This window comes from Myroides sp. C4067 (assembly GCF_038039665.1).
GTDB classification, from domain to species: Bacteria; Bacteroidota; Bacteroidia; order Flavobacteriales; family Flavobacteriaceae; genus Flavobacterium; species Flavobacterium odoratimimum.
Map to the genome: position 1 here is coordinate 72171 of NZ_JBBPHJ010000013.1, position 14810 is coordinate 86980.

Annotated in this window: 14 protein-coding genes; 11 read left to right on the forward strand and 3 right to left on the reverse strand. The window is 32.8% G+C overall.

Features of this window, described 5'->3' with window-relative positions; all coding sequences use genetic code 11:
• Positions 1 to 66: 66 nt before the first annotated feature.
• Together AABL87_RS10900 and AABL87_RS10905 are read right to left on the reverse strand one after the other, a co-directional pair.
• Complete coding sequence (locus tag AABL87_RS10900) at positions 67 to 675, reverse strand: trimeric intracellular cation channel family protein (protein ID WP_006259425.1); 609 nt, start codon at positions 673 to 675, stop codon at positions 67 to 69.
• A 22-nt stretch (positions 676 to 697) separates the two neighbouring features.
• Positions 698 to 1435, reverse strand: coding sequence for an RDD family protein (locus AABL87_RS10905; RefSeq protein ID WP_071307259.1), 738 nt, complete (start codon positions 1433 to 1435; stop codon positions 698 to 700).
• Between the two features lie 17 nt (positions 1436 to 1452).
• On the opposite strand from AABL87_RS10905, the gene AABL87_RS10910 reads away from it, so the two are divergent.
• The 9 genes from AABL87_RS10910 (at position 1453) to AABL87_RS10950 (ending at position 11708) form a co-directional block, all read left to right on the forward strand.
• Positions 1453 to 2418, forward strand: coding sequence for a stage II sporulation protein M (locus AABL87_RS10910; protein WP_039329125.1), 966 nt, complete (start codon positions 1453 to 1455; stop codon positions 2416 to 2418).
• A 3-nt stretch (positions 2419 to 2421) separates the two neighbouring features.
• Positions 2422 to 3342 carry a hypothetical protein gene (locus tag AABL87_RS10915; RefSeq protein WP_071307258.1) on the forward strand — a complete coding sequence of 307 codons (921 nt, stop codon included), beginning with the start codon at positions 2422 to 2424 and terminating at the stop codon, positions 3340 to 3342.
• Positions 3342 to 4169: a DUF4129 domain-containing protein gene (locus AABL87_RS10920; protein ID WP_071307257.1), complete on the forward strand. Its 828-nt coding sequence runs from the start codon at positions 3342 to 3344 to the stop codon at positions 4167 to 4169. Before AABL87_RS10915 ends, AABL87_RS10920 begins: the two co-directional genes overlap by 1 nt.
• A 1-nt stretch (position 4170) precedes the next feature.
• Positions 4171 to 5376: a hypothetical protein gene (locus AABL87_RS10925; protein WP_071307256.1), complete on the forward strand. Its 1206-nt coding sequence runs from the start codon at positions 4171 to 4173 to the stop codon at positions 5374 to 5376.
• Between the two features lie 9 nt (positions 5377 to 5385).
• Positions 5386 to 6384: an AAA family ATPase gene (locus AABL87_RS10930; RefSeq protein WP_006259431.1), complete on the forward strand. Its 999-nt coding sequence runs from the start codon at positions 5386 to 5388 to the stop codon at positions 6382 to 6384.
• Between the two features lie 14 nt (positions 6385 to 6398).
• Positions 6399 to 7733 carry a DUF58 domain-containing protein gene (locus tag AABL87_RS10935; protein WP_058699479.1) on the forward strand — a complete coding sequence of 445 codons (1335 nt, stop codon included), beginning with the start codon at positions 6399 to 6401 and terminating at the stop codon, positions 7731 to 7733.
• 4 nt (positions 7734 to 7737) lie between these two features.
• Complete coding sequence (locus tag AABL87_RS10940; protein ID WP_006265005.1) at positions 7738 to 8532, forward strand: TrmH family RNA methyltransferase; 795 nt, start codon at positions 7738 to 7740, stop codon at positions 8530 to 8532.
• A gap of 112 nt (positions 8533 to 8644) precedes the next feature.
• Positions 8645 to 11242, forward strand: coding sequence for an SEL1-like repeat protein (locus AABL87_RS10945; RefSeq protein WP_058699478.1), 2598 nt, complete (start codon positions 8645 to 8647; stop codon positions 11240 to 11242).
• Position 11243: 1 nt separating this feature from the next.
• Complete coding sequence (locus AABL87_RS10950) at positions 11244 to 11708, forward strand: GNAT family N-acetyltransferase (protein ID WP_006263182.1); 465 nt, start codon at positions 11244 to 11246, stop codon at positions 11706 to 11708.
• 40 nt (positions 11709 to 11748) lie between these two features.
• Here AABL87_RS10950 and AABL87_RS10955 read toward each other — a convergent pair whose 3' ends face one another.
• Positions 11749 to 13122 carry an MFS transporter gene (locus AABL87_RS10955; protein ID WP_058700030.1) on the reverse strand — a complete coding sequence of 458 codons (1374 nt, stop codon included), beginning with the start codon at positions 13120 to 13122 and terminating at the stop codon, positions 11749 to 11751.
• 214 nt (positions 13123 to 13336) lie between these two features.
• Here AABL87_RS10955 and AABL87_RS10960 point away from each other — a divergent pair, with 214 nt between their 5' ends.
• Positions 13337 to 14239: a helix-turn-helix transcriptional regulator gene (locus AABL87_RS10960; RefSeq protein WP_058699477.1), complete on the forward strand. Its 903-nt coding sequence runs from the start codon at positions 13337 to 13339 to the stop codon at positions 14237 to 14239.
• A gap of 92 nt (positions 14240 to 14331) precedes the next feature.
• On the forward strand, positions 14332 to 14805 hold the full coding sequence (locus AABL87_RS10965; protein WP_341277335.1) for a GNAT family N-acetyltransferase: 474 nt from the start codon (positions 14332 to 14334) through the stop codon (positions 14803 to 14805).
• The last annotated feature ends 5 nt before the right edge of the window (positions 14806 to 14810 follow it).

Here is a 14810-nt window from a genome sequence, read left to right on the forward strand (position 1 = left end):
CTACATCATGATATGTACTATACACTTTATATTCTTTCTTTAGTTATTTATTCTAAGAAAGCAAGCTTACACATTCGCAAATGGCAAACTCCACTTATACTTCACAGCTAATACTCTAATCAGAATAATAATACCTGCTGTACCTACGTATAAGATATCCTTACTCAGCTCAAAATAGTTTAGTAAATAATAAACTAAACCTCCAAGGATACATGCTGTGGCATAGATCTCTTGTTTAAAAATAAGTGGAATCTTATTCGCTAAAATATCGCGAATAACCCCTCCAAAACAAGCAGTAATCGTACCTAAGGTAACACAGATAATCGGGTGTAAGCCTACTGTCATCCCTTTCTCTATACCGATTAGTGTGAACACAGCGATACCTATGGTATCAAATAGGAAAAGAGAATAACGCAAGAAGTTAAACTTCTTATAGAACACAATAGCCATAGCTACCCCTAATAAGGTTACATAAAAATAACTAAGATTAGTAAGCCACATCACAGGTGTCCATCCGATCATCATATCTCTGATAGTCCCTCCTCCAATAGCTGTCGCGAATGCTAAAATAGTCATCCCAAACAGATCTAACCTTCTTTCACGCCCTGCTAATGCTCCCGAAATTGCAAAAGCTAATGTTCCGAGCAAATCTAAAATATCGAAAAAATTAAACATTAAATAGTATAAAAATAATGCGCTAAACCTTAGCTGTTAAATAATTGTAGTCTTTTAATACGGTTTCTATAAACTCCTGATCAGAGAGTGTCTTCAGCTCACCTATACCTAGTACGCTCTTAAGTTTCACGACTAGTTTCTGTAATAACTCGTGATCTCTATTTGCTTTAAAAGTAGTTAAAGCTTCTTTTATAATATAAACATCTTTATCTGTCAAACTTAACACCTGCGCAAATAATGGGGTGTACTCCTCCTCTACTTCCTGAAAAATAGTGGATGACAAAAGTAATCTTTCTTTGACAGATATCACTGCTGTACCTGCTAAAATATCACCTAATCGCTGACTCTTATCTGTACATATAATTGTAATCAAACCAACTGCTGCTGAACCTATCCAAAAATCTACTAATCTCATTACCCAACGGCTAGCATAGTCTACTACAGAAGCTTCGTACCCGTCTATCTTAATCACCTTAATCCTCATAACCTTCTTACCTGGAGTGGCTCCCTGCATAATCGTCTCAAAAAATAGAGTATAAAACAAAGCAGGAGAAGCGATGAGAATCATAACCGCGATTTTAGACCACTCATCTATAAAAGCATTAACTATTCTTAGTTGACTTACAATATAAAAAATCAGAATCAAATACAATCCCTTAAAAATAAGATCTAAAATAGAAGCAATCATTCTTTCACCAATAGATGCAGTTTTAAATTCTATTTTGATATTTTGTGTTGTATTTATTGTTAAATTAGCCATAAATTATCTGCTTTTAAATGAGAGAAGTCGCTTTTATCAAATATAATAAAGAAAAATGGATTGAATATGAACATACAATATATTCTAACTCAATTCATAAACCTGATTACTTGGCCGATATGTACATTCAGTTAATGAATGATTTATCCTATGCGCAAACTTATTATCCCAAGAGTAAAGTTACACAATATCTCAATATTTTAGCAGCGCAAACTTATCAAAAAATTTACAAAACAAAACGTATTGAAGAAAATAGACTTATTTATTTCTTTAAGACAGAAGTTCCTCTAGTTGTGCATGAAAATCGAAATTATCTTTACTTTTCTGTACTAACCTTTCTGATTATTGTAGGTATCGGTTTTGTTTCTGCTCATTATGATTTAGAGTTTATTCGTTTAATATTAGGAGATCATTATGTTAATCTAACATTAGATAATATACAGAATGATGACGCGATGGGTATCTATAAGTCTGGTAGTAACTGGGGAAGCTTTATAGGTATAGCGTTTAACAATCTATATGTGTCTCTACAATTTTTTATATACGGAATCTTCGCTGGATTAGGTACACTATTCTATCTACTCTATAACGGTATTATGGTAGGGGCATTCCAATATATGTTTATCAAAGAAAATGCTTTTATGGATAGCTTTAGAGGAATATGGTTACACGGTGCTATAGAGATTACAGGGATTATCATTGAGGCATTTGCAGGCTTTGTATTTGGGGGAAGTCTTCTATTTCCTAAGACCTTCTCGAGAAAAAACTCCTTTATTCGAGGGTTTAAGAATGGATTTAAAATATTCTTAGCGATGGTACCATTCGTTATCACAGCTGCTTTTATAGAGGGCTTTATAACACGCTATGCTAAAGAGATGCCTGATGTACTAAACTATATTATTATACTAGGTACATTCTCTATCATTATTTATTACTTCTTCATCTATCCGAGAAGAGTGTATTCAAAACTTATTAAATTATAATCTATGTTTGTTGTTTTTAAAAAAAGAGATTTTAGTGACTTAATGAATGATACGATTTCATTCTTTAAAATAGAAGGAAAACCATTCTTCAAAAATTACTTTACCCTATGTGGTATATTATTACTAGTCTTATTTGTATGTACTTACTTTTTATTTGATATGGTATTTGCAGCATCTAGTAGTGCAAAAAATTCAGCAATAGATGCATTTATAGACAATAACGCAGGGCTATTCTTCTTAATTATCTTAGTAGCGGCGGTTGTTACTATTCTTATAAGTATTATCGCTATGTCATATCCTGTATACTATCTAAAAGCGATGGTAGAACACCCTAAGGATTACCAAGATATAAAGCATGTGATTAATCCTCTAAAAAAGGATATTTGGAGATTACTTGGTTTCGCACTTGCTTCTTTTTTTACTATATTTCCCTTAATTATAATTGCTTTCTCTATCGCGGCTGTTTTAATCTTTTTATTAATAGGGATTCCCCTTTTACTGATTATGATGCCTGCTGTTGCTTCATGGATAAACTTGGCTTATTATGAATATGTGACCAATAGAAGTGGAATCTATGAGTCTTATCAAACAGCTTACTATATGCTGAAAAGTAAATTCTGGATTATCATAGGGAACACTTTCTTAGTTTATCTAATAATACAAATCGTTACAATGACGCTAAACATTATCACTCAAATCATGTTCTATGGAGGAACAATATTCAGTGAAAAAAGTTCTTATGATCTAGAAGAGACACAAGGTTTTAAACTAATGCTCATCGGTATAATTATCTTAAGTACACTAGTATCTTTCGTGATGAATAATATAATGTTGATTAATCAAGGATTAGTTTACTACAGCATCAGAGAGCAAAAAGAAAATACACAGTCTCATGCAGACATTGATATGATTGGAAAAAACTAATGAAGAGATTCTTATTTATACTATTATTTTTATCATTTGCTACGCCTCATTTTGGGCAGGTAGAGCAGGATACTATTGTATCTGATGTAGAATCTTCACAAGATGAAGAAGACATCTCTGCGACTGCTCATGAAGCTGGAGTTATCAAGGCTAAACCTGTCAATGTACTTCCATACTTAGAAGAGACGAGTACAGATATAGTACCTACTAAATTTGAAACAGATTATAAAAAGAAATACAAGAAAGATCCTGACTTTGACTATAAAGAAGAACTTAACAAAGACTCTATTTGGAAGCGCTTTAAGCGATGGTTAAATCAGCAATTAACTGACTTCTTTAGACAATTTGATATTGACTATGAAACAAGTAGCCGTTTGCAAGTTTTTTATAGAATAGCAGGGATACTAGTTATCTTTCTTTTAATTTATTATATCATAAGAGCTGTTATTCAGAAAGATGCCTATTGGCTATTCAAGAAGAGCGCTAAAAAGATGGAGATACAGGTCGATGAAATTGAGTTAAACCTTAAAGTAGTGGACTTCCCTTCTCTATTAAACAAGACCATTGCGGAGCAACAATACCGTCTAAGTATTCGTTACTATTACCTATGGCTACTACAGAGATTACAAGAAAAAGAGGAGATCGAATGGCATATCGAAAAAACGAACTCTGACTATCAAAACGAAATAAAAGATAGTAAACTAAAAGAGAATTTTAAGTATCTTTCTTATCTATATAACAATATATGGTATGGAGAATTTGAAATAGAAGAATCTGAGTTTAACCGTGCAAAACAGTCATTTGACACTATACTAAAACAAAGCTAAAATGAGTAAATCAACAAAAATAATGTTGTTCCTTTTTATCGTGATTATGGGCTTTGTTTATTTTATAGAGTCTAATAAAGTAGATCCGATAGATTGGCGCGAAACTTTAGATAATACACATAAAATTCCCTTTGGGACATATATACTAGATCAGGAAATAGACAAAGTGTTTCCTAATGATAGTGTAATCAGAATCACTGGAAATGTCTATGACTTCTTTAAAGATAAAAAGTATGATAGTATACACACTAACACACTGTTCTCTTTAAAGAACTATGGGTATATAGACTCTTTCGCTAGAGTAAATCTACATCACTATATCGCAAAGGGAAACACTGCTGTTATCTTTCAAGATAATATAGATGGGTTAATAGAGGGGATAGAGACAGACTATCTACAATATACGTTAAGAGAAGAATTATTAGATCAGGATAAGGTGTCAGTGACATTGGCTAATCCGAATATTTCTACCTATTCGTTTCAGCTAAAAGACTTAAATACGAACTACTTCGATATTCCAGATTCTCTACGTACCAAGGTAGAGGTGCTAGGATACTTAAAGTATAAAGGAGTCAAATATCCTAACCTCATTCGTTATAAAGAGGGATCAGGTCAACTCATATTAGGGCTTCAACCTATTGCATTTACAAACTATAATTTGTTAGAAAGTAATAATCACCTTTATGTACAGGGTGTATTATCTTACTTACCTCAACAGAACACCTACTTCACTGTATCTAGATTACCAGGAGATAATGAGTACCACTCTACTTCTATTCTTAGATTTGTGTTTAAACATCCAGCCTTGACATGGGCATGGTATTTCTTCCTTGGAACCTTGTTTGTGTTTATCATTTTCACTGCAAAAAGGAAGCAGAGAGTAATACCGATTATCACACCGCTGTCTAACACCACTGTTGAATTTACCAAAACAGTGTCTAATCTTTATATTCAAAATAAAGACTATGAAGACTTGATCAATAAGCACATTATATACACCTTAGAAAAAATAAGACGTGTACATTGGCTAGACACCACTAAACTAGATGAAGTATTTATCAATAACCTGCATACCAAAACCAAGAAAGACAAAGAAGATATCGTCAAATTTGTCAGGTTTATAGAGCAGTTTAAAGCTGCCCCACACCATGCATCAGAAGAAATGCTAATCGAATTAAACAAAATAATTGAGAAAATCATTGATTAAAGATATACTATGGAAAATACAGTAACCCCAGAAGAAAACTTACATTTCGAATCTAGACTAGATTTGAGTTTGTTACAAGAGAAGGTAAAAGGAATCAAAAGTGAGATACAGAAAGTAATCGTTGGTCAAGATAAAACGATAGATCAAATCATTGTATCTCTATTGGCTAATGGGCATATTCTATTAGAAGGTGTACCTGGAGTAGCCAAAACACTTTCTGCTAAATTATTAGCTCAAACTATCGATATGGGCTTTAGCCGTATTCAGTTCACGCCTGATTTAATGCCTTCTGATATATTAGGTACCTCAATTTTCAATATGCAAAAAAGTGAATTTGAATTTAAAAAAGGTCCAATATTCTCTAATCTAATCTTAATCGATGAGATAAACCGTGCTCCTGCCAAAACTCAGGCTGCGCTGTTTGAAGTAATGGAAGAACGCCAAATCACAATAGATGGACATTCTTATAAAATGAATGAACCATTTATAGTAATCGCTACTCAAAACCCTATTGAACAAGAAGGTACTTATAGATTACCTGAAGCGCAATTAGACCGTTTCTTATTTAAGATTAATATAGACTATCCTTCATTAGAAGAAGAAATCGCCATCGTTCAGAGAGAACATGAATTATTAGATAAAAAGAAAACTACGATGATCAATAAAGTAGTTACTCCTAATGAAATCATTTCTTTCCAAAAGCTAATCAAAGAGATTATCGTTGAAGAAAAGATCATCGAATACATTGCTAAGATTGTTGCTGATACTCGTATTAATCCATTGTTATATCTAGGAGCTTCTCCTCGTGCCTCTATTGCCATCCTGAATGCCGCAAAAGGATTCGCTGCTATTAACAACAGAGACTTTGTAACACCTGAGGATATTAAAGAAGCTGCTATACCAGTACTAAAGCACCGTATAATAGTATCTCCTGAAAGAGAGATGGAGGGAGTGACAGCCAATGATATTATTAATCAAATCATCGAATCAATAGATATTCCTAGATAATAAAAACAATACTTATGTTTAAATTATTCAAGCAACTTTATTTACAAAAACGAGTGTATATGGTCTTAGGGGCTATTATAGCTCTATTTGTACTTGCCTTTATATTTCCAATACTGTATAAAGTTGTTTGGGGGTTATTTGTATTATTTTTTGCTATCATATTGGTAGATATCACCCTGTTGTTCAACAAGAAGAATAAAGTAGATGCTGTGCGTATCTTACCCGAAAAGCTATCTAATGGTGATGATAATACCATCTATATCTCCATAGAGAATAAATATAATATCGCAGTACAATGCGATATTATAGATGAGATTCCTTTTCAATTTCAGAAAAGAGATTTTGAAATCACTAAAACCTTGGCTCCTAAGGAACAAAAAACACTTAGCTATACCTTAAGACCTACGACTAGAGGAGAGTATGTCTTCGGAAAGTTAAACGTATATATATCTAGTCCTCTTAAATTAGTATCTAGAAGATTTGTTTTTTGTGATGACGTTACCTTAGCTACCTACCCTTCTTTCATTCAGATGAAGAAATATGATTTGATTGCTTTTTCTAAAAACAAGTATGCTTTTGGGATGAAGAAAATCAGAAAGATAGGTACTACTACTGAGTTTGAACAAATAAAGGAATATGTATTAGGAGATGATATACGCAATATTAACTGGAAAGCAACGGCTAAATCTAGTCAATTAATGGTCAACCAATTTCAGGATGAGAATACAGAGTCTGTTTATAATATTATCGATAGAGGGCGTGTGATGCAGATGCCTTTTAATGGTTTGTCTTTACTAGATTATGCGATTAACTCAACCCTAGCCTTATCTAATGTTATTCTTAAGAAAAATGACAAAGTAGGATTAATGACTTTCTCAGAGAATATCACAAACCAACTTCCTGCTGAAAGTAAAATAAGTCAATTGCAAAAAGTCATGGAACAATTATACAGAGTCAATACTAACTTTGTAGAAAGTGACTTCGGAAAACTATATGCGCATATTAGACATAAGATTACACATCGTAGTTTGATTATTCTTTACACTAATTTTGAATCCTTGTCTAGCTTAAAAAGACAGTTGCCTTACCTAAGAGCTATTGCAAAAAATCACGTTCTATTAGTCGTTTTCTTTGAGAATACAGAGTTAACTAAACTGACTGAAAAAAAGGCTAAAAACACAGATGATATTTTTGACAAAGTAATTGCAGAAAAATTTAACTTTGAAAAGCGTTTAATAGTAAATGAATTAACCAAATATGGTATTCAATCTATACTAACTGCTCCTGAAGAATTATCCATAAACACGATTAATAAATACCTGCAAATCAAAGCTAAGGGTACCTTATAATATGATGATTAAAAAAATAGAAAGCTCACAAAACACCTTGATTAAAAGCATTGTTCAACTTCAAGAAAAATCTAGAAATAGGAAACAATCAGGTACATTTGTTATTGAAGGGCTTCGAGAAATAGAATTAGCAACTAAAGGAGGATATTCATTAAAGACTCTTTTATTCTATCCTGACCTTGTGTCTGAGACCTCTCTACGATCTTTTATTTCAAGAGAAACAGAGCTAATAGAAATATCTAAAGATGTATATCAGAAACTAGCTTATAGAGATACAACTGAAGGGGTAATAGCTATCGCACATACAAAATCATTAGACCTAGAGGATCTAAAGCTTTCTGAGAACCCTATAATCTTAGTAGCTGAGGCTACAGAGAAACCCGGAAACATAGGTGCTATACTTAGAACTGCTGATGCGGCTAATATAGATGCTGTCATCATCGCTAACCCTAAAAGTGATATCTATAATCCTAATGTAGTTCGCTCTAGTGTAGGATGTGTTTTTACAAATCAGATAGCCATGGCTTCTACTACGGATGCTATTGCCTTTCTAAAAAAACACAGTATCAATATCTACTGTGCTACATTACAAGATTCGACTTCTTATCATACAAGAGATTATAAAGAAGCTACTGCATTCGTAGTAGGTACAGAAGCTACTGGACTTACTCAAGAATGGAGAGATGCTAGTACGAAGAATATTATCATACCTATGAGTGGGGTGATAGACTCCATGAATGTATCTGTAGCTGCTTCTATCTTACTGTTCGAAGCAAAACGCCAACGAGATTTTAAATAACAAGATATACAGCACCTTATCCAAGGTGCTTTTTTTATACTTCCAATTAGCTATAAACAGCTATAAATATTTGTAACTTTTATTCTATTTTTGAATGCAAAAATAAAGTAACATGGGACACAGACATATCGTAACTAATATAGACTTAACATCACAAGGAGAAGTAGAATATCATTTTGTAGGAGAGTGGAAATATGAAATACCTTTATTCTTCTTTCCCCTATTCTGCATTCCCGTACAATCTAAAGAGTTAAAAGATTACAGTCTAAAACCTTCTTACCTTCTATACTTCAGAATGAAAGAAGCCATGCCTTTATTTAAACAGTTTCATCAGTGGATACAATCGAATATAGATATACTCGTTCCTAAAGAACATCAACCTAGTTATTTTGAGTCTTATCAAAAGCAACTATATTACTTCAATAATTTAGAGGGAGATAGCTTTGTACTTGATGGTTCTGATGTCTATAATATGAGTGAAGGTAGCCATAAAGCTCTAGCTAAAGAATATTTAGCTACTATAGAGCGATTAGCTGCTGAGTTTAAAGAGCTATTAGACAGTAATGCTAGCGTAGAGCAATTCAACAACTCTGATATTGCAAGTTACTTCTTTCCTTTTAGTACATTCCAAGAGTATCTTAATAATGATAATGCTAACTATGGATGGGATTGGTTAGAAGTTGCTTTTCAACCAAACTATGACTTTTTACACTTTGAAGAGAACGAGCGTTGGGGAATAAAAAAACTTGATGGAGAGATTATTCTACCTGCTATTTATGATGGAATTGGGGAGTTTGAAGAAAGTGGATTAGCTTATATTATTTTAAATGATAAATGTGGATTAATAGATAAAACAGGAAAGATTGTCTTAGAGCCTGTTTGGGACTATGTGAGTGATACGGGTATCACTTATGTACAGAGTAATACTGATGATCCTGAAAACTATGACACCATAATAACTTGTTCTTTAAAGAAAGAAGAGAAATATGCACTATATAATCTTACATCTCAATCTTATATCACAGACTTTATCTACGATGAAATAGAGCTACTAAAAGACGATTATTACAATGTTCTACAAGGTGATTTATACGCTGTATTTAATTATAAGGGAAAAGAGTGTATACCGTTTACCTCTACTGCTCCATTCGAATACTATTATCAATATTTCTGTGGAAAACAGAAGAATAAAAACATCATGTATTCTAACGAGTATAGTTTTATAGGTAACTTTGATTTTAGTGATATCACAGATATTGGTACAGGTAATTGCTTATTAGTTCCTTCAACAAATGGCACAAAACTCAAGAAAATTATTAATGCACAGGGAGAACTTGTCTTAGATAATGTAAAAACAGCAGAAGGGTTATCGGAGAAATGTATTAAAGTAATCACTGATGCTGGAATGTCTATCTATGATATTGAGTTACAACAAAACTTATTCGCACCTATAAAAGGTCGTATAGAAAAGTATATCTTAATGGATATCAATCTTAGAATAGGTGAAGTATATGTAAGTTCTGGCAAGAAAAAAGGTATTTATGATTGTAACAGACGGGTATGGACTACTCCATTACAAGTTTGTACAGACTTAAAAAATGTGGCAGATGATTTGTATGCATTAAAAAACAATCAATGGTCATTAATAAGAACAGAAGAAGAAATACCATTAGTAGAAGGATGTAGTTATATAACAATACACCCTCTAAACAAAAGTACCTACCCTGTTATTATTTACAAAAACAATGGTGTATATACTTGGCATGACAATAGTTTGCAACTATTATCTAATACCCAATTAATAGCATTAGCTACTCGAATGCATTACAATCAGGAAGGTGAAGTAGGTTTGTTTAAACCTTCTTTTACAGTACAGTCAAAACAATTTACACTAAGGGATTATAAAAATTTAGAACCTTTTTATATTACTAAGATTAAAGATTATTACTTAGAAAATGACTTTACAGAGTTGTATGAACAATTACTGAGCTTTGCAGAAGAATTAAACAATGATGATCTCTTGCAAGACTTAGGGTACAAATATTTAACTGAAGAAGAACATCTTGATTATCCTAAAGCATTAAAGTTATTTTTAAAGGCTTCTGAGTTGGGTAATCATTATTCTGCTACAAACATTGGTTATATGTATTTTGAAGCCTTAGGAGTAGCTTATGACAGTAAACAAGCTATAAAATATTATAAATTAGGAGCTGAAAGAGGAAATAGTCAAGCTAAGTTAAACTTAGCTTATATTTACTATGAAGGCGCAGAGGGAGTTGAAAGAGATTTTAAAGAAGCACTAAAGTACTTTCTTCCTTTAGACAAAACATGGGGCTTCTATGTGACTAATTATATTGCTGATTGTTATTACCTTCTTGGTGAGTATAAAAAAGCGTTGAAGTATATTAAAAAAGACCTTAAAGAAGAAGATCATTTAGGTTCTTTCTTAATGGGTAAATTCTATAACCTTGGTTATGAAGTTAAACAAGATACGGCTAAAGCCATTGAATACTTTGAACAAGCTGTGGAAAAAGGTTATGTATATGCTACTACTGATTTGTTGTATATTTATGCCTATGATGAGAAGTTTAAAAACAGTGAAAAGTTGGCTTATTACTTAGATATAGCTAAAGAACACGATTTAGATGTTCCTTTAGATCTTAAAAGCAAAAACACATTGAAAAACTTTTTAAGTAAATGGTTTAAATAATATGATACAAATACGTCCTGCTAGATTAGAAGATATACCTCAATTACAATTGCTTTATCAAAAGCAGTTTGTAGTAATGCAAGAATATCAACCTGATTACTTTAAAGCTGATCTACCTGCTATTGAATTCTTAGAAGAAACCATACAATCGGATGAATGGGACTTCTTAGTCGCTGTAGATAATGGGCAACTGATTGGTATGGTTGCTTTGTTTATAGAGCATACTTTACCTTATGAATGCTTTGTGCAACATAGATACCTCAACTTTGCTGATATCTATGTAGAGCCTGAGTATCGTAGCTCAGGAATTGGGAAGCAATTAATTGATGCTGTTAAACTATGGGCAAAAGATAAACAAGTAGACTACATAGAGCTTCTTGTAGTAGAACAAAACAAACGTGCTTATGAGTTATATCTCAAAGAACATTTCGAGCCTGTTCATACTGTAATGAGGTATAAGATATAATAAGAAACGCCCTTGCAATGATTTGCAAGGGCGTTTCTTATTACTCTTTTAGAGCTTTGACAATGCCAAAACTCAAAAACAAAGCTATTAGTAATAATACACAAATTAAAGCCAGCACTACTGCAAACGCTAAAGTATAATCTATAGTTTGAGCAATGCCAAAAAACACACTTCCAATAGCAGCTACTCCAAATGCTGAACCTATCTGCAAACCACAATTGACAACTCCTGAAGCTAATCCTGCGAACTGAACAGGTATATTACTTAAGCTTAATCGAACTACAGATGCTAATGTCAATCCCATTCCACATCCAATTACAAATAAATCAACCTTAAACAAAAAGGGCTCAAAACTATACAAAGTATATAGTAATAATAAGAAACCTATTCCATACACAACTAATCCTAAAGAAAGTATAGTCTGCTTAAAGTACTTACTTATTAAAGAAGAGCTCAACGACATAATAATAAATCCAATACCAAAAGGAATAATAGCCTTACCTGCCTCCATACTTGTCCAGTGTAATTCTTCTTGTAAATAAATACCTAATACTAAATAAAACACTCCACTTGCATAGTATAGAAAGCTTGTAATTACTCCTAGTTTTAAATTCTTAAACTTAAAGATAGTAAAGTCTACTAAAATGCTCTTTTCTTCTTGTTTACGCTTATACTGAACCTTGACAAACAAATACAAAAATACTACTGAAGCAACTAAGAATACTATAGTCTGTATATCTATTCCCCTCTCCACTATAGTAGTCAAAGGATAGATAAAGCTCATTAATCCTAAACTTAACAAAGCAGTCCCTCCATAATCGACTTTCTCTATTGACTTAAACTCTTGTTTAGGCAAGGCTATAATTGCCATGACCAACGCAAATAGCCCCACAGGCAGATTAACTAAGAATATCACACGCCATCCTAAGTTAAACACATTCCACTCTATCAATACTGCCCCAAGATATTGTCCTAATGCGGCGGCTATCCCAAAAGTAAAACTATACAAAGCCATTACTAAACGCTTTTCTCTTTCATCAAAAAGCGTATGCAGAATAGCCAAAACCTGTGGTATCATAACTGCTCCTGATACCCCTTGTAATACTCTACCTATAATCATCATCACAGGAGATTGAGAGAGACCACAGAGTACAGATGAACTAATAAAACCTATTAATCCAATTATAAATATCTTTCTCCTTCCATAGATATCTCCAAATCTTCCTCCTGATATCTGAAACACAGCATAAGCACTAGTATAGAAAGAAACTATCATCTGCAGTTCACTACTACTCGATCGAAGTGAGTGTTGTATAGAAGGCAATGCTAAATTAACAATATAAAAATCTAAAGGAGAGAGTATCGTTGCTACTAATAAAATAAATAGTATAAACCATTTGTCTTTAAAAATCATAAAACACATTTTAAAAGCTTAGTTTTAAGCTTTACCTCAACTAAGCTATTATTATCTTACAAAATTCCTAAAGAATTATACTTACTAGACAACGCTATAAGGTCATAAAACAACGTGAGAAGAAGTATCATAACTAACTACAAATCATTTCACTAACAACTTATTTAAAACCAATATAAAAACTTATTTTTGCAGATGATAAGAAACATAAGCTATGTTACAAGGAAATAATCAAGGGAACTTAATCGTAGATAGTCATCATATAGTAGGAGCTACACATACTATGGATATTACAGTAATCCATACTGCTATAGCGAGTATTAAACACGGGGTATATACTGCCGAAGAAGACTTCTATCACACTGTACTCCCTACTAAAGAATCTATTCTTACATGTAGCTGTATACAAGGAAGTAGCTTAACCTTAAACCATGACAACCTCAACATTCATGAGCAAGGGGCTCTATTGTTTAAAGAAAAAGCTGTTCCTTATGAACACATTATGAAAACAGCAAAAGACAAAAGAGGAGAATTCTTAGAAATAGCCGTAAACAAAACCTTTGTCACCAACTTATTTGAAGAAGAAAAAGAATACTTAGAAGAGCTATTAGGTAGCCAATCTTCTAAACTCATCTTTGACTTAAATCTTAATACATTACAAGTATTACAACAGCTTATCTCTAATCCATATCAAGGAAAACTTGCAGAACACTATATCAATAATAAAGTAGAGGAAGCTCATTTATTACAATACCACAATTGGAGTTATAATAGACCCCATAAAGAATTAAGCCTTCACCGAAAAGATGAACAGGCGCTACACGAAATCAAATCGTATATCACAGATAATTATAACAAAGACTTCACAATACAAGAGTTAGCGTTGAGAGTAGGTATTAATCAAACCAAACTAAAGAAAGGCTTTAAAACACTCTTCGGAACGACTACGTTTAAGTATATCCATGACCTGCGCATGCAGAAAGCTTTAGAAATGATAAAAAGTAGAGAGTATAATATCTACGAGATAGCAGAGTATGTAGGTTATAAACACAGTCACCACTTCTCCACAGCATTTAAGAAATACTATGGTCAGCTACCTACTAAGATAAAAATATAACCTATGCTACCAACTCCTTTCATATAAAAATATCATATGTCCTAGTCAGTCTAATGATAAACCTATATTTTAGTCATTTAATACTACAACCCATGATAAGAAAAGCACACTTAGACGACATCCCTGCGATACATAAACTATACAGTACCCTCTTTGACGGAATGGCAGCATTAGAGCCTGCCTATATGAAGGTAGCTCAGCAAGACACTGCTTTTATAGAAAGTGTTATCAAAGGAGAAAATGATTTTATTATTTTTGTAGCAGAAGACGATAAAGAAGTTCAAGGCTTTGCTATAGCACAGTTACAGAGCGCACCACCCTATAACTGCTTTGTGCAGCAACGTTTAGTTTACCTATTGGATTTAGTCGTTAACCCAGATAGTCGCGGAAAAGGCTATGGAAAGAAGCTAATCCAAACTGTCAAAGAATGGGGAGTTCAAAATAAGGTAAACTACTTTGAACTAAGTGTTCTCTCTCAAAATAATAAAGCAATAGACCTATACCTAAGAGAAGGGTTTGAGACCTTTAATATCTCTATGCGTATGCGCCTTGACAACAAAGCATAAAACAA

Excerpts from the sequence above, each read along its gene's own strand:
- AABL87_RS10950 (WP_006263182.1), top strand. The coding sequence starts at position 11,244 with ATGATACAAATACGTCCTGCTAGATTAGAAGATATACCTCAATTACAA.
- AABL87_RS10905 (WP_071307259.1), bottom strand. The coding sequence starts at position 1,435 with ATGGCTAATTTAACAATAAATACAACACAAAATATCAAAATAGAATTT.
- AABL87_RS10900 (WP_006259425.1), bottom strand. The coding sequence starts at position 675 with ATGTTTAATTTTTTCGATATTTTAGATTTGCTCGGAACATTAGCTTTT.
- AABL87_RS10940 (WP_006265005.1), top strand. The coding sequence starts at position 7,738 with ATGATTAAAAAAATAGAAAGCTCACAAAACACCTTGATTAAAAGCATT.
- AABL87_RS10930 (WP_006259431.1), top strand. The coding sequence starts at position 5,386 with ATGGAAAATACAGTAACCCCAGAAGAAAACTTACATTTCGAATCTAGA.
- AABL87_RS10925 (WP_071307256.1), top strand. The coding sequence starts at position 4,171 with ATGAGTAAATCAACAAAAATAATGTTGTTCCTTTTTATCGTGATTATG.
- AABL87_RS10910 (WP_039329125.1), top strand. The coding sequence starts at position 1,453 with ATGAGAGAAGTCGCTTTTATCAAATATAATAAAGAAAAATGGATTGAA.
- AABL87_RS10935 (WP_058699479.1), top strand. The coding sequence starts at position 6,399 with ATGTTTAAATTATTCAAGCAACTTTATTTACAAAAACGAGTGTATATG.
- AABL87_RS10960 (WP_058699477.1), top strand. The coding sequence starts at position 13,337 with ATGTTACAAGGAAATAATCAAGGGAACTTAATCGTAGATAGTCATCAT.
- AABL87_RS10920 (WP_071307257.1), top strand. The coding sequence starts at position 3,342 with ATGAAGAGATTCTTATTTATACTATTATTTTTATCATTTGCTACGCCT.
- AABL87_RS10955 (WP_058700030.1), bottom strand. The coding sequence starts at position 13,122 with ATGATTTTTAAAGACAAATGGTTTATACTATTTATTTTATTAGTAGCA.
- AABL87_RS10965 (WP_341277335.1), top strand. The coding sequence starts at position 14,332 with ATGATAAGAAAAGCACACTTAGACGACATCCCTGCGATACATAAACTA.
- AABL87_RS10915 (WP_071307258.1), top strand. The coding sequence starts at position 2,422 with ATGTTTGTTGTTTTTAAAAAAAGAGATTTTAGTGACTTAATGAATGAT.
- AABL87_RS10945 (WP_058699478.1), top strand. The coding sequence starts at position 8,645 with ATGGGACACAGACATATCGTAACTAATATAGACTTAACATCACAAGGA.